Source organism: Hyphomicrobium sp., assembly GCF_036833075.1.
Taxonomy (GTDB): domain Bacteria; phylum Pseudomonadota; class Alphaproteobacteria; order Rhizobiales; family Hyphomicrobiaceae; genus Hyphomicrobium_C.
This window is the reverse complement of record NZ_DAITQL010000074.1, coordinates 1-20,586: the sequence shown is the minus strand read 5'-3', so window position 1 is coordinate 20,586 and position 20,586 is coordinate 1. Positions and strand designations below refer to the sequence as shown.

At 66.1% G+C, this 20,586-nt stretch carries 16 protein-coding genes and 2 pseudogenes; 6 read left to right on the top strand and 12 right to left on the bottom strand.

Translation table 11 applies throughout. The features are described 5' to 3' along the window. The first annotated feature begins 98 nt into the window (after positions 1–98). Complete coding sequence (locus tag V7082_RS17330) at positions 99–2,387, top strand: putative bifunctional diguanylate cyclase/phosphodiesterase (RefSeq protein ID WP_334150556.1); 2,289 nt, start codon at positions 99–101, stop codon at positions 2,385–2,387. A 64-nt stretch (positions 2,388–2,451) separates the two neighbouring features. After that, entirely contained in the window at positions 2,452–3,216 is a 765-nt protein-coding gene (locus V7082_RS17325; RefSeq protein ID WP_334150554.1) for a hypothetical protein, read from the top strand. A 24-nt stretch (positions 3,217–3,240) separates the two neighbouring features. Here V7082_RS17325 and V7082_RS17320 read toward each other — a convergent pair whose 3' ends face one another. The 4 genes from V7082_RS17320 to V7082_RS17305 are packed head-to-tail and all read right to left on the bottom strand — an operon-like array spanning position 3,241 to position 6,782. Continuing rightward, entirely contained in the window at positions 3,241–4,083 is an 843-nt protein-coding gene (locus V7082_RS17320) for a metal ABC transporter permease (protein ID WP_334150553.1), read from the bottom strand. Further along, positions 4,083–4,955 carry a metal ABC transporter permease gene (locus V7082_RS17315; protein ID WP_334150551.1) on the bottom strand — a complete coding sequence of 291 codons (873 nt, stop codon included), beginning with the start codon at positions 4,953–4,955 and terminating at the stop codon, positions 4,083–4,085. Before V7082_RS17315 ends, V7082_RS17320 begins: the two co-directional genes overlap by 1 nt. Then, positions 4,948–5,835 (bottom strand): manganese/iron ABC transporter ATP-binding protein, encoded by an 888-nt coding sequence (locus V7082_RS17310; protein ID WP_442909813.1) that lies wholly within the window; start codon positions 5,833–5,835, stop codon positions 4,948–4,950. The genes V7082_RS17315 and V7082_RS17310 overlap by 8 nt, the downstream gene beginning before the upstream one ends. Further along, complete coding sequence (locus V7082_RS17305; RefSeq protein ID WP_334150550.1) at positions 5,832–6,782, bottom strand: metal ABC transporter substrate-binding protein; 951 nt, start codon at positions 6,780–6,782, stop codon at positions 5,832–5,834. The genes V7082_RS17310 and V7082_RS17305 overlap by 4 nt, the downstream gene beginning before the upstream one ends. A gap of 220 nt (positions 6,783–7,002) precedes the next feature. Between V7082_RS17305 and V7082_RS17300 the strand changes: the two genes are divergently transcribed. The 3 genes and pseudogenes from V7082_RS17300 to ahr form a co-directional block, all read left to right on the top strand. Then, on the top strand, positions 7,003–7,692 hold the full coding sequence (locus tag V7082_RS17300) for an adenosylcobinamide amidohydrolase (protein WP_334150548.1): 690 nt from the start codon (positions 7,003–7,005) through the stop codon (positions 7,690–7,692). Positions 7,693–7,780: 88 nt separating this feature from the next. Continuing rightward, entirely contained in the window at positions 7,781–9,196 is a 1,416-nt protein-coding gene (locus V7082_RS17295) for a DUF6513 domain-containing protein (protein ID WP_334150547.1), read from the top strand. Between the two features lie 175 nt (positions 9,197–9,371). Further along, a pseudogene (gene ahr, locus V7082_RS17290) lies at positions 9,372–10,358 on the top strand (NADPH-dependent aldehyde reductase Ahr); the annotation flags it as partial. A gap of 63 nt (positions 10,359–10,421) precedes the next feature. Here the strand turns inward: ahr and V7082_RS17285 are convergent. The 7 genes from V7082_RS17285 to V7082_RS17255 form a co-directional block, all read right to left on the bottom strand. Beyond that, positions 10,422–11,015 (bottom strand): DUF2478 domain-containing protein, encoded by a 594-nt coding sequence (locus V7082_RS17285; protein WP_334150558.1) that lies wholly within the window; start codon positions 11,013–11,015, stop codon positions 10,422–10,424. A 171-nt stretch (positions 11,016–11,186) separates the two neighbouring features. After that, a complete protein-coding gene (gene mnhG, locus V7082_RS17280) occupies positions 11,187–11,534 on the bottom strand; it encodes a monovalent cation/H(+) antiporter subunit G (RefSeq protein ID WP_334150545.1) in 348 nt (115 codons plus the stop codon). Next, on the bottom strand, positions 11,531–11,815 hold the full coding sequence (locus tag V7082_RS17275) for a K+/H+ antiporter subunit F (RefSeq protein ID WP_334150543.1): 285 nt from the start codon (positions 11,813–11,815) through the stop codon (positions 11,531–11,533). Before V7082_RS17275 ends, mnhG begins: the two co-directional genes overlap by 4 nt. After that, a complete protein-coding gene (locus V7082_RS17270; RefSeq protein WP_334150541.1) occupies positions 11,812–12,297 on the bottom strand; it encodes a Na+/H+ antiporter subunit E in 486 nt (161 codons plus the stop codon). Before V7082_RS17270 ends, V7082_RS17275 begins: the two co-directional genes overlap by 4 nt. Then, complete coding sequence (locus V7082_RS17265) at positions 12,294–13,940, bottom strand: monovalent cation/H+ antiporter subunit D (RefSeq protein ID WP_334150540.1); 1,647 nt, start codon at positions 13,938–13,940, stop codon at positions 12,294–12,296. Before V7082_RS17265 ends, V7082_RS17270 begins: the two co-directional genes overlap by 4 nt. Next, positions 13,937–14,281, bottom strand: coding sequence for a Na+/H+ antiporter subunit C (locus V7082_RS17260; RefSeq protein ID WP_334150538.1), 345 nt, complete (start codon positions 14,279–14,281; stop codon positions 13,937–13,939). The genes V7082_RS17265 and V7082_RS17260 overlap by 4 nt, the downstream gene beginning before the upstream one ends. After that, positions 14,281–17,178, bottom strand: a complete 2,898-nt coding sequence (locus tag V7082_RS17255; RefSeq protein ID WP_334150536.1) for a monovalent cation/H+ antiporter subunit A — start codon at positions 17,176–17,178, stop codon at positions 14,281–14,283. Before V7082_RS17255 ends, V7082_RS17260 begins: the two co-directional genes overlap by 1 nt. Before the next feature lie 806 nt (positions 17,179–17,984). On the opposite strand from V7082_RS17255, the gene V7082_RS17250 reads away from it, so the two are divergent. Further along, positions 17,985–19,619: a hypothetical protein gene (locus V7082_RS17250; protein WP_334150535.1), complete on the top strand. Its 1,635-nt coding sequence runs from the start codon at positions 17,985–17,987 to the stop codon at positions 19,617–19,619. Between the two features lie 689 nt (positions 19,620–20,308). On the opposite strand, the pseudogene V7082_RS17245 reads toward V7082_RS17250, so the two are convergent. Further along, positions 20,309–20,586, bottom strand: a pseudogene (locus V7082_RS17245) (hypothetical protein); the annotation flags it as partial.

The following is a 20,586-nucleotide window of genomic DNA, read 5'->3' as shown; positions in this document are numbered from 1 at the left end:
TACGGTACCATGAGAACAGATACTCACTTAAACAATGACTTATATCGTTATCGATAAATCTGTCCGTGTTTGCACGCCAAGGGGCAGCCATACTTATGATGTCGGTCGATACAACCGGACTGTTCGAAGGTGACCTTCGTCGCCTGACGAAGATCATCCGCGCGGCCATCACGTTCTTCGGCGTGCTTCTGCTCGCGATCATCGCCTTCGCCGGCTGGTCGGCGAACAAGACCGCCACCGACAGCGAGCGTACGCTCGTCGAGAACGCCCTCAATCAGGCCATCGGCAGCGTCCTCGACGGTCAAAAGAGCGTGGCCTGGTGGGACGACGCGGTGACGAACACCGCCGACGGCGCGCTCAACCTGGAGTTTGCAGACGCCGAGTTCGGATTGTTCCTCGGAGAGACCTACGGACACGACGAGATCTACATCCTCGACGGGACGAACGCGGCGATCTACGCCTACAAAAACGGCGCGCGAGCGGAGCCTTCGGTCTACGCCGCGCGTGAGGCCACATTCGCACCCCTCGTCGCGGAGATCCGCAACGGGGTTGAGACGCTCAGGAACCGTCCGGACGACTTCGGCCGGGCACAGACCAACTACCGCGTCCTCGCGGGCGTTCTCGAGACCGCACGCTGGGCCGGCCACATCGTCACGCTCGACGGCATGCCCTCCGTGGTCGCCGCCATCACGATCGTTCCCAACGTCGACATGACGCTGCTCAAGGGCACGCCCAAGCTCCTCGTCAGCGTGGTCCGCATCGACGAGGCGTTCGTCAAGAAGATCGCGCAGTCGCTGCTGCTTCCGGATCTCGAGCTGACGGCGCATCCGGTCGCGACCGGCGGCGTCGTATCCGAGCCCTTCGTCAGCGACGATGGCGTGCATGCCGGCTATCTTTCGTGGACGACGCGCCGGCCGGGCCAGATTCTGCTGACCATCATTCTGCCGCTCGTTGCGTGCGGCGTCCTGGCGACGGGCATTCTCTCCAGCAAAATGTTCCGTCGCCTCAAGCGGGCGTCGGATGAGCTGACGCAGCGCGAGGCGCGCTCGCGCCATGCCGCCAAGCACGACGCGCTCTCGGGGCTTCCCAACCGCCAGCACATGGTCGAGCGCGTGGATTCGACGCTTGCCGCGCCGGGTTTCGGCGCCGCGGGCGAGCGGGCGATCGCGGCCTACGTCGACGTCGACCGGTTCAAGGACATCAACGACACGCTGGGACACGAGACGGGCGACAAGCTGATCAAGGCGGTCTCGAAGCGCCTGGCTGCGCGCTTGAGCGACAACGATTTCCTGGCCCGGTTCGGAGGAGACGAGTTCGCCATCCTCTGCGTCTCCGACGACGCCGATGCGGATGCGCAGCTTTCGGCGCGCATCGCCAGCGTGTTCAATGAGCCGTTCGCGATCGACGGGCAGACCATTCGCGTCACGGCGTCGATCGGCATCGCCCGGGCACCCGAGCATGGCCAGAGCGCGGATGATCTCATGCGCCACGCCGACATTGCGCTCTACGAGGCCAAGAGCCAGGGCCGCGACCGGGCCATGACGTTCTCTGCCGAGATGGCGAGCCACGTCGAGACGCGCCGCGCGATCGAGGTGGACCTGCGCGCGGCCATCGAGCGCGAGGAGCTGCGGCTCACCTATCAGCCCATCGTCTCCTGCTGCACCGGCGCGATCGTCGGTGCGGAGGCGTTGTTGCGCTGGCGCCATCCTCTCAGGGGCGAGATCCCGCCCTCGACCTTCATTCCGATCGCCGAGATCTCGGGGCTCATGCCCGCGCTCGGGACGTGGATGCTCGAGCAGGCGATCAGGGATTCGCGGCAATGGCCCGACATCGAGATCGCCGTCAACCTCTCGCCGGTGCAGTTCAAGCAGGCGGATTTGGAGGCCATCCTCAAGCGCCTGACGACGGTTTACGACGTCGCGCCGAGCCGCATCGTGCTCGAGATCACGGAAGGCATGCTGCTCGAGGCGACCGATCAGACCAAGGCGGTGCTGCAGGGGCTCCAGGACATGGGCTTCAAGACGGCGCTCGACGATTTCGGGACCGGCTATTCGAGCCTCTCCTACCTCTGCAACTTCAAGTTCGACAAGATCAAGATCGACCGCTCCTTCGTCACCAACGTCTCGAGCGCGATCACCTCGCGGACGATCGTGCAGTCGGTGGTCTCACTCGGGCGCGGTCTCGGCATGCGGATCGTGGCGGAAGGCGTCGAGACCGAGTACGAAGCGGTGATGATGAGCCACTTCGGCTGCACGGAGCTGCAGGGCTATTTCTTCTCGCGTCCGCTCGCCGCGCCGCAGCTCACGGCGCTGATCGAGACGTTCGAGCCGCGGCGCCTGGGGTCCGATACCCGTCCGAAGAAAAACCGCAGGGCGGCGACCGCTTGATTTTTGGAGTGCGTTGCGATTTCCCTCCTCTTGGAGGCGGCGATAGCGCAATCCTGGGGGAGCGATGGTCGAGAAGAGCAGCGGCGAGGGCCACGGCAACGCCGAGTACCAGTGGAACGCGTTCGATTCCGAAGCCTATTTCCAGCATTACTACGGCGAGCCGCATCCCGACGACGATCTCGTCATCCGCGTGGCGGTCGATGCGTTGAGGCGCGCCTCGGCGGCCGGCAACGCGCTCGATGTCGTCGACGTCGGCACCGGCCCCAACCTCATTCCGTTCTTCTGCACGCTACCGCGCGCGCGCCGGCTCACGGCCTGGGAATACGCGGCGACGAACGTCGCCTGGCTCCGGGCTGAACTCGAGAACGACGATATGCGCCCGCAGTGGCGACACTTCTGGCGCGTCGCGCGGGAGGCGTACGGGCCCGGCTGGGGGCTGCCGGAGAACCCGATCCCGTTGCTCCGCGAAAAATGCGTCGTCACGCAGGGCTCGGTGTTCGATCTGCCGGCGCGGAGCTGGGATGCGGCGACGATGTTCTTCTGCGCCGAATCGATCACCGAGCGCCAGGACGAGTTCGAGGCGGCTTGCGCGACCTTCGCGCGCTCGGTGCGCCCCGGGGGCATGCTTGCGGCGGCGTTTCTCGTGCGCAGCGAGGGATATGTGGTGGCCGACCGGCCGTTTCCCGTGCTCAAGCTCTCACCCGAGACGATCGAGCGCGTGTTCAGGCATCACGCCGACGCGGTCGACGCCCGGCTGATCGGCATCGTCGACCGGGAGATCCGCAGCGGGTATTCCGGATTCATCTTTCTCACCGGCACAGCGCGCTGAGCCGACCCTGCCCGGCCTTTCGCATCAATGCGCGCGGCGCAGGAGGCCGTTGCGGGGCGCGAAGAGGAAGGCGGCCAGGAAGACGGCAGCCTGGATCAGCACGATCGAAGGGCCCGTCGCGCCGTCGATGTGGAAGCTCACGAGCGTTCCGAGCACGCTCGACCCGACCGCCACCGCGGCCGACAGGACGAGCATCCGCTCGAAGCGGTCCGTCAGGAGATAGGCCGTCGCGCCGGGCGTCACCAGCATGGCCACCACCAGGATGACGCCGACGGCCTTGAGGGCCGCGACGATGGTGAGCGCGAGCAGCACCAGGAGGCCGTAATGGATGAGCCGGACCGGCAGTCCGATGGCGCGGGCGTGTTGCGGATCGAAGCAGTAGAGCAGAAGATCGCGCCACTTGGCCATCACCACAAGCAGCGTCACGCCGGCGATGAGGCCGGTCTCGATCACGTCGCGCCATGTCACGCCGAGCATGTTGCCGAACAGGATGTGCATGAGGTGCTGGTCGGTTTCGACCTTGGTCATGAGCACGAGGCCGAGGCCGAACATGCCGGAGAAGACGATGCCCATCACCGTGTCCTCCTTCACGCGGCTGTTCTCCTTGAGGTAGCCGGTGAGGAGCGCGCACGAGAGGCCGGAGGCGAAGGCGCCGAGGGCGATGGGGAGCCCCGTCACGACGGCCACCACGATGCCGGGAAGCACGGCGTGGGAGATGGCATCGCCCATCAGCGACCAGCCGCGCAGCACGAGGTAGCACGACAGCACGGAGCAGACGGCGCCGATCAGCATGGCGGCGATCAGGGCGCGCTGCATGAACCCGTAGGAGAGCGGCGTGACGAAGAAGTCGACGAGGCTGCTGTCCATCAGGAGGTCGGGCGCTCCGCCGCCGGTTCGTCGTCCGCGATGGCCTGCCGCCGGCTCGCGAGGAGGCCGTGCTTGGGCGCGAGAAAGAAGGCGGCAAGGAACATGAGCGTCTGCAGGACGACGATGACGCCCCCCGTCGCGCCGTCGAGGAAATAGCTGATGTAGGCCCCGGCGACGCTCGTCGTCGCGCCGATGACGACGCTCAGCGCGAGCAGGCGCCCGAAGCGGTCGGTCAGAAGGTAGGCGGTCGCGCCCGGCGTCACCACCATGGAGATGACGAGACAGGCGCCGACGGTCTGCAGCGCCGCCACCGTAGAGGCGCTCAGAAGCGTGAAGAACAGGATCTTGAGCGCGGTCGGGTTGAGTCCGACGCTGCGGGCGTGGGTCTCGTCGAAGAACACGACCATCAGGTCTTTCCACTTCACCGCCAGGACGGCGAAGGAGACGGCGGCGATGACGACGACCTGAAGGGCGTCGTCGTCGGAGATGCCGAGAATGTTGCCGAGCACGATCGACTGCACGTTGACCGCGGTCGGGTTGATCGAGACGAGCAGCAGGCCGGCGGCGAAGAACGACGAGAACACGATGCCGATGACGGCGTCCTCGCGCAGCTTCGACTGCTGGCGCACGAACCACATGCCGATGGCCGCCAGGAAGCCCGCCACGAACGCGCCGGCGGCGAACGGAACGCGGAGAAGGTAGGCGGCGGCAACGCCCGGCACGATGGAATGGGCGAGCGCATCGCCCATCAGCGACCAGCCCTTCAGCATCAGATAGGCCGAGAGGAAAGCGCAGGTGGCGCCGACGAGGCCGCTCACCCACATGGCCTTGACCATGTAGTCGTAGGCGAAGGGGACGAGGAGCTCACTCATTCTCTCTCTCCGTCTTGCCCGCGCTGTCGCCGTTGCCGTTCTCGCCGTAGAAGACGAGGGCGCGCTCGTCGTCGGTGAGCACGGTCACCGTGCGCCGGTCGTCGTCGGCGTGCAGGGCGGAGCCTGCCAGCTTGAAGTGACGCAGCACGCCGCCGAACGCCTTCTCGAGATTGGCCTCCGTGAAGGTCTCCCGCGTCGGTCCGGCGGCGAGCAGAACGCGGTTGATCAGCACCACCTGGTCGCAGAAATCCGGCACGCTGCCGAGATTATGCGTGGAGACCAGCATCAGGTGCCCGCGCGCTCTGAGATCGCGCAGGAGATCGACGATTGCCGTTTCCGTCTTGACGTCGACGCCCGTGAACGGCTCGTCGAGGAGTACGATGCGGCTTTCCTGGGCGAGCGCGCGCGCAAGGAAGACGCGCTTCTTCTGCCCTCCGGAGAGCTCGCCGATCTGGCGCTTGCGGAAGTCTGTCATGCCGACGCGCTCGAGCGCTTCGCTCACCTTCTGGCGATCCACCCCCGATGCGCGGCGCAGAAATCCCATGTGGCCGTACCGGCCCATCAAGACCACGTCCTCGACCAGCACCGGGAAATTCCAGTCCACGTCCTCGCTCTGCGGCACGTAGGCGACGAGGTTGCGCTTCAGCGCGTCGTCGACGGGAAGGCCGGCGATGCGCACCTCCCCGGCGGTCGGGCGCACGAAGCCCATGATGGTCTTGAAGAGCGTGGACTTGCCGCTGCCGTTGACGCCGACGAGACCGCAGATGGTGCCGGCGCCGAGCTCGAACGTGATGTCCTTCAGCACCACATGGCCGTTGCGGTATGCGACCGTGACGTTTCTGGCGCTGATGGAGGGAGGGCTTTCGGAGGGCGAGATCAAGAGGTGAAGCCCTCGGCGATGGTTTCCACGGTCACGCGCAGGAGATCGACGTAGGTCGGCACCGGGCCGTCCTCGGTGCTCAGGCTGTCGACGTAGAGGACGCCGCCGTAGCGGGCGCCGGTCTCCTTCGCCACCTGCCGCGCCGGCTTGTCGGAGACGGTGCTCTCGCTGAACACGACGGGGATGTCGTTGGCGCGCACGAGGTCGATCACCTTGCGCACCTGCCGGGGCGTGCCCTGCTCGTCGGCGTTGATCGGCCAGAGGAAGGCTTCGCGCATGCCGTAATCGCGCGCGAGGTAGCTGAAGGCACCCTCGCTCGTCACGAGCCAGCGGCGGCCCTCGGGGATCGCGGCGATGCGCGCGCGCAGCGGAGCGTCGAGGGCCTTGATCTCCTCCGCGTAGCGGGCGGCGTTCGCGTCATAGGTCGCGGCGTTGGCCGGATCGTGGGCGACGAGCGCCTTGCGGATGTTCTCGATGTAAACGAGGGCGTTCGAGGGCGACATCCAGGCGTGGGGATTGGGCTTGCCGGTATAAGGCCCGTCCGTGATCCCCATGGGGACGATGCCGTCGCTGACGACGACGCTCGGCACGTCGCTCACGTTGTCGAAGAAGCGCTCGAACCAGCGCTCGAGGTTCATGCCGTTCCAAAGCACGAGGTCGGCGGACTGCGCCTTGACGATGTCGTGCGGGGTCGGTTGGTAATCGTGGATCTCGGCGCCGGGCTTGGTGATGCTTTCGACGACGGCGGCGGTGCCGGCGACGTTCCGAGCGATGTCCTGGATGACGGTGAACGTCGTCACGACGCGGAACGGTTTGGTCTCGCCGGCTGCCGTCGGAGCGTCCGGGGTGTGTCTGGCCGGAAGGAGCGCGAACGCGAGCGCCACGGCCCCGACGATCGCCGCGCCGATCACGGCGCGGCGCACGAAGCCATTTTCATTCTGCGGCATTCGAGCTCTCGATCACTTCCGAATGCTCCGAGGATTAGACGAGCCGGTTCGTATTGTCAACTTAGTTGCAAATGATTCCTAAGTAGAGCCTTTTCAGCCCGAGGGAAAGCCGCTGGTTCCCGGCGCGCGACGGACGGAGGGGAAAGCTTGACCCGCCGGCGGAATATGCCGATGGTCCGCGATCTGTTTCAATCTCTGCGGTTTCCGGAACCTCCCTGACTTGGATCTGCCGTTCGCGCTCACCTGCCGCCCGCCGCATCTCGTCGCCGCGTTCGATGCGCCGCAGGCGATGCTCTCCTGGTCGCTTACCAGACCCGGGTTCCAGACGGCGCGGCGCGTGGCGTGGCGCGAGGTGCGCAACGCGGACCTGCCGCCGTCGCTCGATCCCGTCGCGGGCATCGCGGCGCTGATGGCGGAGGCCGGCTATGCGGATGCGATCCCGCTCATCACCTCGCGCGACATCACGCGCCATCACCTCGTCCAGTCGCAGGTCGAGACCGTGACCGCGACCTGCCTTGCGACCTGTGGGCTTTCGAACGGCGAGCGGGTCGGCCGGCGGTGCACCGAGCCCGTGCCATTGCCGGGCACCGTCAACGTGCTGCTGCACGTCTCCGAGCCGCTCTCCGCGGCGGCGATGATAGAGACGCTGTCGATCGTGACCCAGGCGCGGACCGCGGCAATCCTCGAAGCGGGCGTGCGGCGCGAGGGCGTCGTGGTGACGGGAACGGGGACGGACTGCATCGTCGTGGCGGCGCCGGAGGGTGCGGGCGGCGCGCAGTTCGCCGGGCTGCACACGGCCATCGGTGAGGCGGCGGGCGATGCCGTCTACCGGGCGATCCGCGAAGGGGTCGCGGTGTGGCAGGCCGACTGGTCGGCGGCCACGGCGTGCCGGCAGCCGGCCGCGGAATAGTAAAGATAAACGGTGGACGCCGCCGCCCCTGGGGCTGCCGGTGCGTTCGTGCCATAGTCGTTCGCTGTCGTTGGAGGATCAGAGGCCGATGGCCGAGCGGATTGTGCTGGTTACGGGATCGCTGGCGGAGCCGCGCGTCCGGCGCGTGGCCGAGCAGGTGGCGAGCGAGGCGCTCGAGCCCGTGGTCGCGAACGTCGGCGTCAAGGTCGCGGCGCTGATGACGACCGACATCGTCGAGCGCCGCCTTACGTTGCCCGAGGGCGCGGACCGCGTGGTCATGCCGGGCCGCTTCCGCGGCGATCTCGACCGCCTGTCGGACTTCTTCGGCACGCGCTTCGAGCGCGGCCCGGACGAGGTGGCGGACCTGCCCGAGTACCTCGGCCACGCGAAAGAGAAGCCCGACCTCTCGCAGCACAACGTCACCATCTTCGCCGAGATCGTCGATGCAACCTTGATGACGCCGGAGGAGATCGTCCTGCGCGCGCGGATGCTGCGTGCGGATGGCGCCGATGTCATCGACCTCGGCTGTCTGCCGGACAGCCCGTTTCCGCATCTCGAGGACGCCATCCGCGCGCTGCATGCGGACGGCGTGCGGGTCAGCGTCGACAGCTTCAACGCGGAGGAGCTGTCGCGGGGGACGAAGGCCGGCGCCGACTTTCTGCTCAGCCTGTCGGAGAAGACCATCGCGATCGCAGACGAGGGTCCGGCGGTGCCGATCCTGGTCTCGGCGGGCGCAGCCGATATGGATTCGCTCGATCGCGTGATCGACATCATGATCGCCAAGGGCAAGCCCTTTTACGCCGACCCCATCCTCGATCCCATCCACTACGGGTTCGCCGCCTCGGTGGCGCGCTACGTCGACCTGCGGCGGCGCCGGCCGGACGTACCGATCCTGATGGGCATCGGCAACGTGACGGAGCTCACGGACGCCGATACGACCGGCATCAACGCGCTGCTGATGGGCCTCTGCTCGGAGCTCGACATCACGGCCGTGCTCGCGGTGCAGGTGAGCCCGCACTGCCGTACGGCGATCCGCGAGTTCGACCGGGCGCGACGCGAATTCTTCGCCGCCAGGAAGGCCGGCGCGCTGCCGCAGGGCTTCGGCGGCGGGCTGATGGCGCTGCGCGACCGCAAGGGGTTCGCCTCGACGCCCGAAGAGATCCGCACGCTCGCCACCCAGATCCGCGACCAGAACTACCGGATCGAGGTGGCCGAGGACGGTGTCCACATCTACAACAAGAACGGGCACCACGTGTCGGACGATCCGTTCCAGCTCTTCCCCCACCTCGATACGCGGGCGGATGCGGGGCACGCGTTTTATCTCGGTGTCGAAACGGCGCGGGCGGAGATCGCCTATCGGCTCGGCAAGCGCTACACGCAGGACGAGCCGCTCGAGTTCGGCGTCGTCGCCGAGACCAGGGGCTCCGCCGACGACGCGCATCTCATGAAGTTCAAGGAGGCCGGCACCACGCTGAAGAAGGGCGAGCCGGCGAGCGGGAAATAACGCCAGCGGGCGGCTCTGATGCCGGGCGGCGAGCGGGACCCCGCGTGAAACCATTCTCTCCGGCCGCGCATTTGAAGGCAACAAACGGAGTGCCCGGGCCGCGGCCCGGGCTTAGGGTGGGTGCCGCACCGCGAGGCGGGATCCGCGCCTCCGTTCAACCGAGGGTTCACATCGCATGACAGTCAAAGCATGGGCGACACCGGCCGCAGATAAGCCACTCGAGCCGTTCGAGTACGATCCGGGGCCGCTCGGCGTCGACGACGTGGAGATCGCCGTCGAGACCTGCGGCATCTGCCACTCCGACCTCTCCATGATGCACAACGAATGGGGCATGACGGCCTATCCGCTCGTGCCGGGCCACGAGGTGATCGGACGCGTCAAGGCGCTCGGGAGCAACGCCAAGGGCCTCAGGATCGGCCAGCGCGTGGGCGTGGGCTGGGCGTCGTCGAGCTGCATGCACTGCCAGCCGTGCCTCAACGGCGATCAGAACCTCTGCGCGACCCACACCGGCACCATCGTCGGCCGTCACGGAGGCTTCGCGGACACGGTGCGCGCGCAATGGCCGTGGGCCATCCCGATTCCGGATGGGGTCGATGCGCGGGAGGCCGGACCGCTGCTCTGCGGCGGCGTCACGGTGTTCACGCCGTTTCGCGCCTTCGGCATCCGGCCGACGGATCGCGTCGGTGTGGTCGGTATCGGCGGCCTCGGCCACATGGCGCTCAAGTTCGCGCATGCCTGGGGATGCGAGGTGACGGCCTTCACGTCCACCGATGCAAAGGCGGAAGAAGCCCGCTCGTTCGGCGCCCATCACGTCGTCAACACGCGCAACGGCGATGATCTCAAGCGCATCGCCGGCACGCTCGATCTTCTGCTCGTCACCGTGAACGTTCCGCTCGACTGGCCGGCCATGATCGCCGCCCTGCGCCCCAAGGGACGGCTGCACGTCCTGGGCGCCGTTCTGGAGCCCATTCCCGTGGCAGCGTTTCCCCTCATCATGGGGCAGAACAGCATCTCGGGTTCACCGAACGGGGCGCCGGTGACGTCTCAGCTCATGCTCGAGTTCTGTGCGCGCCACAACATCTCGCCTGTGACCGAGCATTTCCCCATCACGCGCGTCAACGACGCCATGCAGCACCTGATCGACGGAAAGGCGCGGTACCGCATCGTGCTGGATGTCGCGGCGTGTGCGCGGGGTTGGCGCGGGCGCTTGCAGGCCCGCGCCGCCTCAATCCGCCATGGACGGGGCACGAGCCAGGCGGCCCCAGGCGTGCAGCATGTCCTCGTCCGGCGGCGCGAAGCCGCCGAAGGGGCCGACGAACGCCCGGTAGCTGTCGGCGAAGGCCGGCGAGACGGCAGTCAGCACAGGTTTCTCGAGCAGGGCCGCGGCCGTGAACGCGGCGAGGAGCCCGCCGCGGTCCGCCTCGAGCTTCCCGAACTTGCTCAGCACGACGACGTCGCACTCGGCGATGTCGTCGACGACGTGCTGGCAGGCTTCCGCGAAGCCGCGCGCGTCCAGGCAGCACGCCGTCGATCGGGGGCCGAGGTCCTGGTAGATCTCGTAGGCCGCCGTGGTGCGCAGGTTGCGCAGGCGCGCCCCACCGCAGCTCTTCGGCAGGCCGGGCGACGTCTCTTCCACCACTCCCGCGACGCGCGCGCCGCCGGCCATCCAGCGTTGCGCCAAGCGTGTCAGCAGCTCTTGGATGGCGATGCCGTCCGCGCCCGCAACGGCGACGATCCGCGTCGACGGGCTATCCGCGTACAGGGTCAGCGGAGCCAACCAGTCCGCGTTCCCAGCTAGCCGTTGAGTGCCGATAGACATCACGCGCCCCCTTTGGCCTCTGTCGCTGATCGCAAGTTTGAACGAAATATCCCGGAAACCCGGAAATACCAAGGGGTACCGATGGTCAGCCGATGTATATCAACAAATACAACGCCGCAACCCGCCGCCCGGCCGGCGGCGGGACGGGGGCCGGTGTCAGGGTGCGCCGCCTTACTCCCGCGGCGCCGGAACGGAGGGATCCCCCTCGCTCCAGTCGCGGCGCATGGCGGCGCTGACGAGCAGCATCAGCGAAACCGGTGTGGTGATGGTGACGAAGATCGCGATCAGAACCTCGTGCACCACGGGCCGGGACTGCAGCACGGAGAAATACAGGATCGAGGCGAGCAGCACGCAACCGACGCCGAGCGTCGTGCCGAGCGTCGGCGCGTGGACGCGGGCGTAGAAATTCCTGAGCCGCAGAAGCCCAACGGCGCCGATCAGCGTGAGGCCGGCTCCGGTCAGCATGAGCACGGCGGTGAGCAGCGCCGCCCAGGCGGGGAAATCCGCAGGAATTATCATTCGATCGTCTCTCCGCGCATGAGGAATTTCGCGAGCGCCGCCGTCGCCACGAAGCCCAGGATGGCGATCACCAGGGCCGCCTCGAAGTACACCTCGTCGCCGGTCTCTATTCCGAACGTGAGAATGAGGATCATGCCGGCGACATAGAAGGCGTCGAGCGCCAGCACGCGGTCCTGCGCCCTCGGCCCGCGCAGCATGCGGAACGCCGCGCACGCCATGGCGAGCACGAGCGCGAGCTCCGAGATGGCGACCGACCATGCGAGGATGGCGTGCGCGCTCATTCGAAAATCTCCATCAGCAGCCGTTCGTAGCGGGTCTTGATGAGCTCGATCCATGCCGCCTCGTCGACGAGGTCGAGAACGTGGAGCAAGAGGACGCCTGTGCGGCTGTCGAAGTTGACCCACACGGTACCGGGCGTGGAGGTGACGATGCAGGCGAGGATCGAGAGCGCGTATTCGTTGCGGATGTCGAGCTTCACCCAGATGAAGTCGGATCTGGCCCTGAGCTCGGGCTTGAGGACGATGCGCGTCACCGCGATGTTCGAGCGGATGATGTCGATGAGCACGATGATGGCGAGGCGCAGGATGGCGCTCGGCCGGCGGACGCGGCCGGTCGGGATCTGCAGCGTCGAGATGGCGAGCCCGCCGGCGATGCCGATGATCGAGCCGAGCAGCATCTGCCCCGGCGAGACCGACTGGTTGAGCAGCAGCCACATGCCGAGCAGGAACGCGGAGAGGATCGGGTAGGGGACGAGCCGCATCATGGGGCGTGCTCCGTCTCCGGGCGTGCCGCGCGCGGTGCCGTCATGACGCTGCGCACATAGGTCTCCGGCGCGTGGATGCTTTCGGCGGTGGCCTGCATGAACCTCGCGACGGGGCCGGCCTCGACCGTCAGCGCAGCTGCGAGGAACAAGAGCCCGACGATCGGAACCACCTCGAGGAAGCGGACCGTCGGAACCGTCGTCTCGATCGGCACCCAGAAGACGCGGATGCCCGTCCGCATCATGGCGACCGTGGCGGCGAGCCCCGAGACGAGCAGCACCGCGAGCAGGGTCCACGACACCGCCGGCGGTTGCGCGGCGGCCGCGCCGTCGCCGGCGGGAAACAGCGCGTAAAGAATGAGGAACTTGCCGATGAAGCCCGAGAGCGGCGGCAGGCCGGCCAGCAGGAGTGCGCAGGCCGCGAAGCCGATGCCGAGGATGGCCAGCGTCGCGGGGATCGCGATCCCGATCGGGTCCGCCGCGCCGTCACCCGCCTCATCCTCGTCGCCAAGCGCATCGGCGGTGATCGCGATCACGTCCGCGCCCGGCATGCGGCTGCGCTCGATGAGCTCGATCAGCAGGAAGAGCGCGCTGACGGCCAGCGTCGAGCTCACGAGATAGAATAGCGCGCCCCCCGTCACACCGGCGCTGCCGACCGCGATGACGGCAAGCAGCGTGCCGGACGATACGATGACGCTCAGCGAGGCGAGGCGCGGCAGATCCTGAGCGGCGAGCAGGCCGATGGACCCGAACGCCACGGTGGCGATGCCGCCGACGAGCAGCCAGTTGCTGCCGAAGGCAGCCGATGTGCCGGCGTCGGGGCCGAACACCATGGGCCAGAGACGCAGCACCACGTAGATGCCGACCTTGGTCATGATCGAGAACATGGCCGCCACCGGCGGCGCGACGACCGTGTAGGTGGACGGCAGCCAGAAGCACAGCGGCCACATGCCGGCCTTGACGAGGAAGGCGATGCCGAGGATCGCCGCCCCCGCTTCGAGAAGCGGGCGCTCGCTCGCAGCCAGCGTCGGCACGCGCTGGGCGAGGTCCGCCATGTTCAGCGTGCCCGTCGCGCCGTAGATGAGGCTGACGCCGATCAGGAACAGCGATGAGGCGGCGAGGTTGACGGCGATGTAATGCAGCGCCGCCTTGACGCGCGGCTCTCCCGAGCCGTGCAGCACGAGGCCGTAGGACGCGGCAAGCGTCACCTCGAAGAACACGAACAGGTTGAAGAGGTCTCCGGTCAGGAAGACGCCGTTGAGGCCCATCAGCAGGAACTGGACCAGCGCATGGAAATGCGATCCGGCGCTGTGCCAGCGTGCGATCGAGAACAGGAGCCCGGAGAGGACCACCAGGCCCGCGAGCGTGACCATCAGCGCGGCCAGCCGGTCCGCCACCAGCACGATGCCGAACGGTGCGGGCCAGTTGCCGAGCATGTAGACGCTGGCCACGGCGGGGCTCTCCGGAGGCAGCGCGTCGGCTGCCATGAGCAGCGTCACCGCCATCGCGATCGTGCCGAGCGTGGAGGCGACGGAGATCGCCGCTTTCAGGGTTCGCCGGCGTTCGTCGAGCGGCACCGTGAGGGCGGCCGCGGCGAGCGGCAGGAGGATCAGCGCGATGGGGAGGTGTGCGAGGGCGGAGCTCACTGGCCGCCTCCGCGTCCGTCGACGTGATCGTTATGGGTAAGGCCGCGCGCGGCGAGAAGCACGACCAGCAGCAAGGCCGTCATGGCGAAGGTGATGACGATCGCCGTCAGCACCAGCGCCTGCGGCACGGGATCGGTGTAGTGGGCGAGGTTTCCCGGAGCATCGGGCGAGAGGATGGGCGGCGCTTTCGTGCGCACCCGCCCCATCGAGAAGATGAACAGGTTGACCGCATACGAAAGGAGCGACAGCCCGATCAGCACCTGATAGGTGCGCGAGCGCAGGATCAGCCAGACGCCGGAGCTCGTCAGCGCGCCGATGCTGAGGGCGAGGATGATCTCCATCAGGCGGCTCCTTCCGTCGCGCCGACGGCGGGTTTCGGCTTGCGATGCGTGCGGATCGACTGGTGGGCGAGCGCGATCAGCACCAGCACCGTCGCGCCGAGCACGATGGCCAGCACGCCGAGATCGAACAGGAGCACGGTCGAGAGGTGTATTTCGCCGATCAGCGGCAGGTGCAGGTCAAGGTCCCGCGATGTCAGGAATGGGACGCCCGCCGTCCAGACGCCGATGCCGGCCGTGAGCGCGCACAGGAAGCCGACCGCCATCCAGCGCAGCGGGAAGACCCGGATGCGATCCTCCACCCAGACGGTGCCCGCCGCCATGTACTGCAGGATGATGGCCACGGCCATCGTCAGGCCGGCCACGAAGCCGCCGCCCGGATCGTCATGGCCGCGCAGGAACAGATAGATGCCGAGCGTGCCGATGACCGGGAACAGGAGTCGGATGATCACCGACGGGACGAGCAGATAGTCGGAGATGGTCTCGCCGGGATCCCGGTCCGGGTGATTGATGTCGAACGCCTCCTGCGCGCGCTTCTGGTCCGGCATCGGGATGCTCTCGGGCGCGGGGCGGAAGCGGCGCAGAAGCGCGAAGACGGAGAGCGCGACGATGCAGAGCACCGTAATCTCCCCCAGCGTATCGAAGCCGCGGAAGTCGACCAGGATGACGTTGACGACGTTGTGGCCTCCGCCCTCCGGATAGGCGTGCTCGAGGAAGTACTGCGCGATGCCGCCGGCGGTCTGCGGGCGGGTCATCACCGCAAAGGCGACCAGTGCCATGCCGGTCCCCGCGGCAAGCGCGATCGAGAGGTCGACGTAGCGGCGCATCAGCGTCGAGGAGTCGGCTTTGAGGACGCCTTCGCCCGCGCGCTTGGGCAGCCAGCGCAAGCCGAGCAGGATGAGCACGGTCGTCACCACCTCGACGAGGAGCTGGGTCAGCGCGAGGTCCGGCGCCGAGAGGTAGATGAACGTGAGGCAGGTGGCGAACCCGGCCCCGCCCATCAGGATGAGCGCCGCCAGGCGGTGGAACTTCGCCTGCTGGGCCGTGGCGAGCGCGCAGACGATCCCGATGCACCAGACGATGGCGAAGGCGGTGTCGATCGGGGTCAGGCGGAGGCTGTCGGACAGGAGCGCTTGTCCCGCGAGCGGGGCGAACGCGGCGACGAGCGCCACGCAGACGAGCACACGCAGTTGCGGCTGGAGGCGTCGCGTGCCGATGAAGCCCATGACCGTGCGCGCAGCCGCGCTCACGGCACCGCCGAACGTCATGTCGCTCTTGCCGCGGCGCGCGAAGGTGACGCTGTCGAGGTTATAGGCGCGGAGCAGCGCGTAGACGCCGATGCCGCCGGCGAGTGCGACCACGCTCATGACGAACGGCAGGGTGAACCCGTGCCAGAGAGCGAGGTCGAACCGCGGCGCCTCGGCTCCGAGGACGGCCGCCACCGCCACGTCGAGGAACGGCCGGATGGTCACGTTCGGCACGATGCCGACCACGAGGCAGGCAACGACCAGAAGCTCGATGGGGAAGCGCATCCAGTGGGGAGGCTCCTTCGGCGTCCGCGGCAGGTTGGTCGGCGGGGGCCCGAAAAAGACGTCGCGGATGAAGCGCAGTGAATAGGCCACGCTGAACATCGCCGCGAGGGTGACGATGTAGGGCAGCAGGTCGTCCATGAGGGAGCCATCGTGGATCTCGATGGTCTCGGCGAAGAACATCTCCTTGGAGAGGAAGCCGTTGAGCAGCGGCACGCCGGCCATGGCGGCCGCCGCGACCATGGCCAGCGTCGCCGTCACCGGCATGAACCGGTAGAGGCCGCTGAGCTTGCGGATGTCGCGCGTCCCGGTCTCGTGGTCGATGATGCCCGCTGCCATGAACAGCGAGGCCTTGAACGTCGCGTGGTTCATCAGGTGGAAGATGGCCGCCACGGTGGCGAGCGGCGAATCGAGGCCCAGGAGCAGCGTGATGAGGCCGAGATGGCTGATGGTCGAGTAGGCGAGCACGCCCTTGAGGTCGTTCTGGAACATGGCGAGGAACGCCGCCACGACGAACGTCACGAGCCCGGTCGATCCGACGATCCAGAGCCAGTAGTCGGTGCCGGACATGGCCGGCCACAACCGCACCAGCAGGAACACGCCGAGCTTCACCATGGTCGCCGAATGCAGGTAGGCGGACACGGGCGTCGGCGCGACCATGGCGCGCGGAAGCCAGAAATGGAACGGTATCTGCGCGCTCTTGGTCAGCGCACCAAGGAGAACGAGGAGGAGGGCCGGCAGGTAGAGACCGTGCCCGCGGATCGCATCGCCGGACGCGAGCACGATGTCGAGGTCGTAGCTGCCGACGATATGGCCGAGCACGAGCACGCCGGCGAACAGGCAGAGACCTCCCGCCGCCGTGACGGTGAGCGCGATGCGCGCGCCGGCCCGGGCGCCCGCATCATGCTGCCAGTAGCCGATCAGCAGAAACGAGAGAAAGCTCGTCAGCTCCCAGAAGAACACGAGCTGGATGAGGTTGCCCGACAGCACCACGCCGAGCATCGCCCCCATGAACGCGAGCAGGAACGAGAAAAAGCGAGGGACCGGATCCTCCGGCGACATGTAGTAGCGCGCATAGAGGAAGACCAGGAAGCCGATGCCCGTGATGAGGAGCGCGAAGATCCAGGCGAAGCCGTCGAGCCGCAGGACGACCGAGAGTCCCGCGGAGGGCACCCACGCCCATTCCGCGCGAACCACCTGTCCGCCGACGATATCCGGATAGAGAACGCCGAAGATCGCGATCTCCGCGAGCGCGATCCCGCAGGCGAGCCAGGCTTCGAGGTTCCGTGCGTTTGTGGGAAGGAGGGCGGCAACGAGACTGCCTGCGGCCGGAATCGCGATGGCGACAAGAAGCAGCGATTCGCTCGACATCGTCCCTCTGTGAATGCCCTCAAGTATGTTGGCCGAACGGCAGGCGCATCGTGCCCGTCACACCCGCTGCCGATCCCGGCGCAAATGCGATCTCCTGGAATGCCCCTTTGCCCGCATGGCAGACCGCGGACCGATGGTCAACCCTGGAGAGCAGCGTTCCCCGCCTCTCTGGCGTGATCCCCGGACCCCGGCTGGCAAATGAGCCGTATGGAGCGTTCGCTGCACATTCGCTAAATCGCCCTGCCGGCGTTTGGGAGTCCAGCGTTTCTCTGGGGTGAACCCTGCGCGACGGTGCCTGTGTCTCATGATTGCCCGCTCCACGACCTTGATAAGGCTACGTGTTGTGGCGATCGGTTGAACTCACGAATCAAACGCGGACGGTCGCCGGTTGAGGCAAACGCTCATGCGCGACATGAAGCCGGTTCGGACCCGCACGAGCGGGGAACGGAGCTGACATGCACAGGCAGGAGCCGGCGGACGCTTGACCCATTGTGTCGAATCTATCTGTCGTTAACAGCGAACTGTCCTTGATGGACGGCAGGCAGCAGGCTTGACCACTATCGGCATCCCGCATGATGCGGCGCGATTGGATCTTATTGAAAGGCTCCAATTCGAGAATGAAATTTCGGACGACATCCCGAGAGGGACGATACGCAAATCCGAACTGCCGCCAAGCTTGGCATCATACCGTCACATCCGCGTTGAATTGCGAAATGCAGCCATCCGATGCCTTGTGATGCACGTGTATGAACCTCTTGATTGAGAAAGTACCCGTTGCGTTTCCGGACACGTAAGGGGAGCGGAATATGTTGTTGCGGATCCTTCTTTGTTGGGGTGCGTTTTTCTTTTCCATGCCAACGAGCGTGGCGCAGACGGTGGAACCGACCTCAGCGGAATTGCTGGCGGAGATCCAGGCGCTCAGGCGCCGCGTTGAGGAGCTGGAATCCCGTCAGCAGGATACCCACGTTCGCGCCGAACCCACGCAGGCCGCTGCGCAGAAACCGAAGCGCAAGCCGAAAAAAATAGAAGCAGAAGCCGAAGATGCGTCCGGGGCGTGGGCCGCTGTGCAGCCTCAGCCTTATGACCCCGCTCCTGTGCTGCAGCAGGCCGCGACAAGTGTGCCCGGCCTGCGTCCACCTGAGCCGATGGGCTCTCAGTACGAGGACGCGCTCCGCTCCGACTTGCCCGGTATTTCCATGCGGGTTCCCGGAACCAATACGGAAGTCAGAGCCTACGGCTTTGCAAAGACAAGTGCGCACCGTGATTTCAACGGCCGCAACCAGTCGGATGCACCTCCGCCGTTTGCAATTCCCCTTACAGGTAGCCTCGCCGATATCCAAGGCGGCGACTTCGGCATGACGGCCAGATTCAGTCGCATCGGCATGGATACCCGGACGCTTACGAGCTATGGCACTCTCGAAACCCGCTTCGAAGGCGATTTCGGTGGTGGCGCCCCGGTGTCCAACAACGCTGTCTTCCGCCTGCGCCAAGCTTGGGCCGAACTCGGCACTGATCAGTTTCGCGTGCTCTTCGGTCAAGCCAACAGCCTTTGGAACGACGGCATATACGAAACTCTGAATGACGCAACCAATCTCAACCAATCGTTCGTGCGCCAACCTCAGATCCGTGCAACCGCACGATTCGCTCCGGGATTGACCGGTCAGGTTTCGTTGGAGTGGCCGGATACGCAGTATACGTCCCGTGACGGCGTTATCACTACAGGCGGGGGGTTCGCCGGCGGCCTCAGCCCCGCATTTACGTCCGTGCCTGATGCGCTTGCGAGGCTGACCTATCGCCACGATGGCCTGGAGATCGACGCTCGTGGCCTGTTGCGACAAGTCAGCATCCGCACGGCCGGCACCGCAGCCGCACCGCCAGCGTTCAGCGAGGACGTGCTCGGTGGCGGCGCAGCCGGGCGTGTGCTCTTTCCGATGCGGTGGATGTCGGATGCGTTCGGCCCCGATCAATTGATCGGTATGGCCTACTATGGAGAAGGGCTCGGGCGCTACTTCGCAGGCAATAGCAACGGGCAAGATGCGATTTCGAGCGTCGGCTTGCCGTTCGAGGACCCCAGCCTCGATGCTGTGTCGGCCTATGGCGCAACCCTGGCCTATCGCCGTTTCTGGACGCCGGAGCTACGCAGCAACTTTGCCTACTCATACGCCTGGCATGATTATCCGGACTATGCGCTCAGCTTCACGCCGGGATCGGCGTCGGCCACGTTGCTGAACAGTGAAATACAGCAGGGGATCGTCAATCTCATTTGGAGCCCCTTCGCCGAGGTCAGGGGCACCACGGTCGATACCGGGTGGCTCGATGTCGGCCTTGAATACGTCTACGCCGAGCGAGACGTATTCGGCGGCGCAGCGGCGACCGGAACGGCTGGTGAAGGCTCCGGAAAAGCAAACCGAATTTATGGTGCGGTCATCGGACGATTCTGAGGAGATCGGCGACAGCGCTCCAGGCTGCAGTGCGTAACTGCGGCCTGGAGCGACGAATGGGTTCTCTGACCTCGTGTCAATCTCTCTCGTGTCGGTCGATCAAGTCTTTGAATGTCGCTAGCGCCTTCCTGGCTTTGGTGAGCGTGGCTTGGCAAGATCGATCGCGCTCACTCCTCCAGTGCCCCACATCTCCGCGTCGTGGCGGCGAAGGAACGTGTCGGACGCGTAGCGGCCCTTGCGGCGAACCTGCGCACGCCAGCGCCCGGAGTTGAGTCTTGCGAAGGTGGCCATCGTGTGCACTCACTCGCCGCGTGTGCGAATCCTGTGCCGTGAGGCGCAGAATTCGCCGGACGTTCAGTGAAAACGAGTGCACACGTTCACTCGTTACCCTTCGAGACGACGTAAAAGTACGTGAAATTTCAATCCCATAGATTTTGCGTGGCACCCATGATGGATGAGGGCGATTTGCGCGTTAATTCAATGTGATACAGACCAGTGTGAGTAAAATCTGCATACTGAAATCAAAAAAAGTTGATAGTTGCTGCGTATAATGAATGTTGGGTTTTCGTGCTCACGTGAGCGCGTTTGCATACGGGAATCACTCATTCTCTTCCGTTGCCGCATCATCGGCGATCAGCCCGCTCTGCGGATTGTACGGCATCCTAGGAGGCGCGGTGCGCCACATGAGGTCAAGCGTAGTCGCCGCTGGATTTCAATTCGATCATATACAAGCCGGTTGCTGGCGAAGACCAGCGACGAACATCCTGTCCGCGCAGGTAAGGCTTGATGAGGGCTTCACAGCTTGGATCATCGCGCACGAGCTGGTCACGCTTCTCCCCGGTGATGAGGAACGCTTCGTTGAGACCGGTCTTGATGCCCCAAAACGGCTCAGTACCGATATGCTCTTTGAGACTTGTGAACCGCCCCGGGTTTGCCGGAGGCTGGTTGGTTTGAGTCAGGCGGCGCG

Coding starts and splice junctions, on each gene's coding strand:
- V7082_RS17330 (WP_334150556.1), top strand. CDS start 99: ATGTCGGTCGATACAACCGGACTGTTCGAAGGTGACCTTCGTCGCCTG.
- V7082_RS17315 (WP_334150551.1), bottom strand. CDS start 4,955: ATGAGTGAGCTCCTCGTCCCCTTCGCCTACGACTACATGGTCAAGGCC.
- V7082_RS17325 (WP_334150554.1), top strand. CDS start 2,452: ATGGTCGAGAAGAGCAGCGGCGAGGGCCACGGCAACGCCGAGTACCAG.
- V7082_RS17275 (WP_334150543.1), bottom strand. CDS start 11,815: ATGAGCGCGCACGCCATCCTCGCATGGTCGGTCGCCATCTCGGAGCTC.
- V7082_RS17250 (WP_334150535.1), top strand. CDS start 17,985: ATGTTGTTGCGGATCCTTCTTTGTTGGGGTGCGTTTTTCTTTTCCATG.
- V7082_RS17305 (WP_334150550.1), bottom strand. CDS start 6,782: ATGCCGCAGAATGAAAATGGCTTCGTGCGCCGCGCCGTGATCGGCGCG.
- V7082_RS17255 (WP_334150536.1), bottom strand. CDS start 17,178: ATGTCGAGCGAATCGCTGCTTCTTGTCGCCATCGCGATTCCGGCCGCA.
- V7082_RS17270 (WP_334150541.1), bottom strand. CDS start 12,297: ATGATGCGGCTCGTCCCCTACCCGATCCTCTCCGCGTTCCTGCTCGGC.
- V7082_RS17285 (WP_334150558.1), bottom strand. CDS start 11,015: ATGTCTATCGGCACTCAACGGCTAGCTGGGAACGCGGACTGGTTGGCT.
- V7082_RS17320 (WP_334150553.1), bottom strand. CDS start 4,083: ATGGACAGCAGCCTCGTCGACTTCTTCGTCACGCCGCTCTCCTACGGG.
- V7082_RS17295 (WP_334150547.1), top strand. CDS start 7,781: ATGGCCGAGCGGATTGTGCTGGTTACGGGATCGCTGGCGGAGCCGCGC.
- V7082_RS17260 (WP_334150538.1), bottom strand. CDS start 14,281: ATGGAGATCATCCTCGCCCTCAGCATCGGCGCGCTGACGAGCTCCGGC.
- mnhG (WP_334150545.1), bottom strand. CDS start 11,534: ATGATAATTCCTGCGGATTTCCCCGCCTGGGCGGCGCTGCTCACCGCC.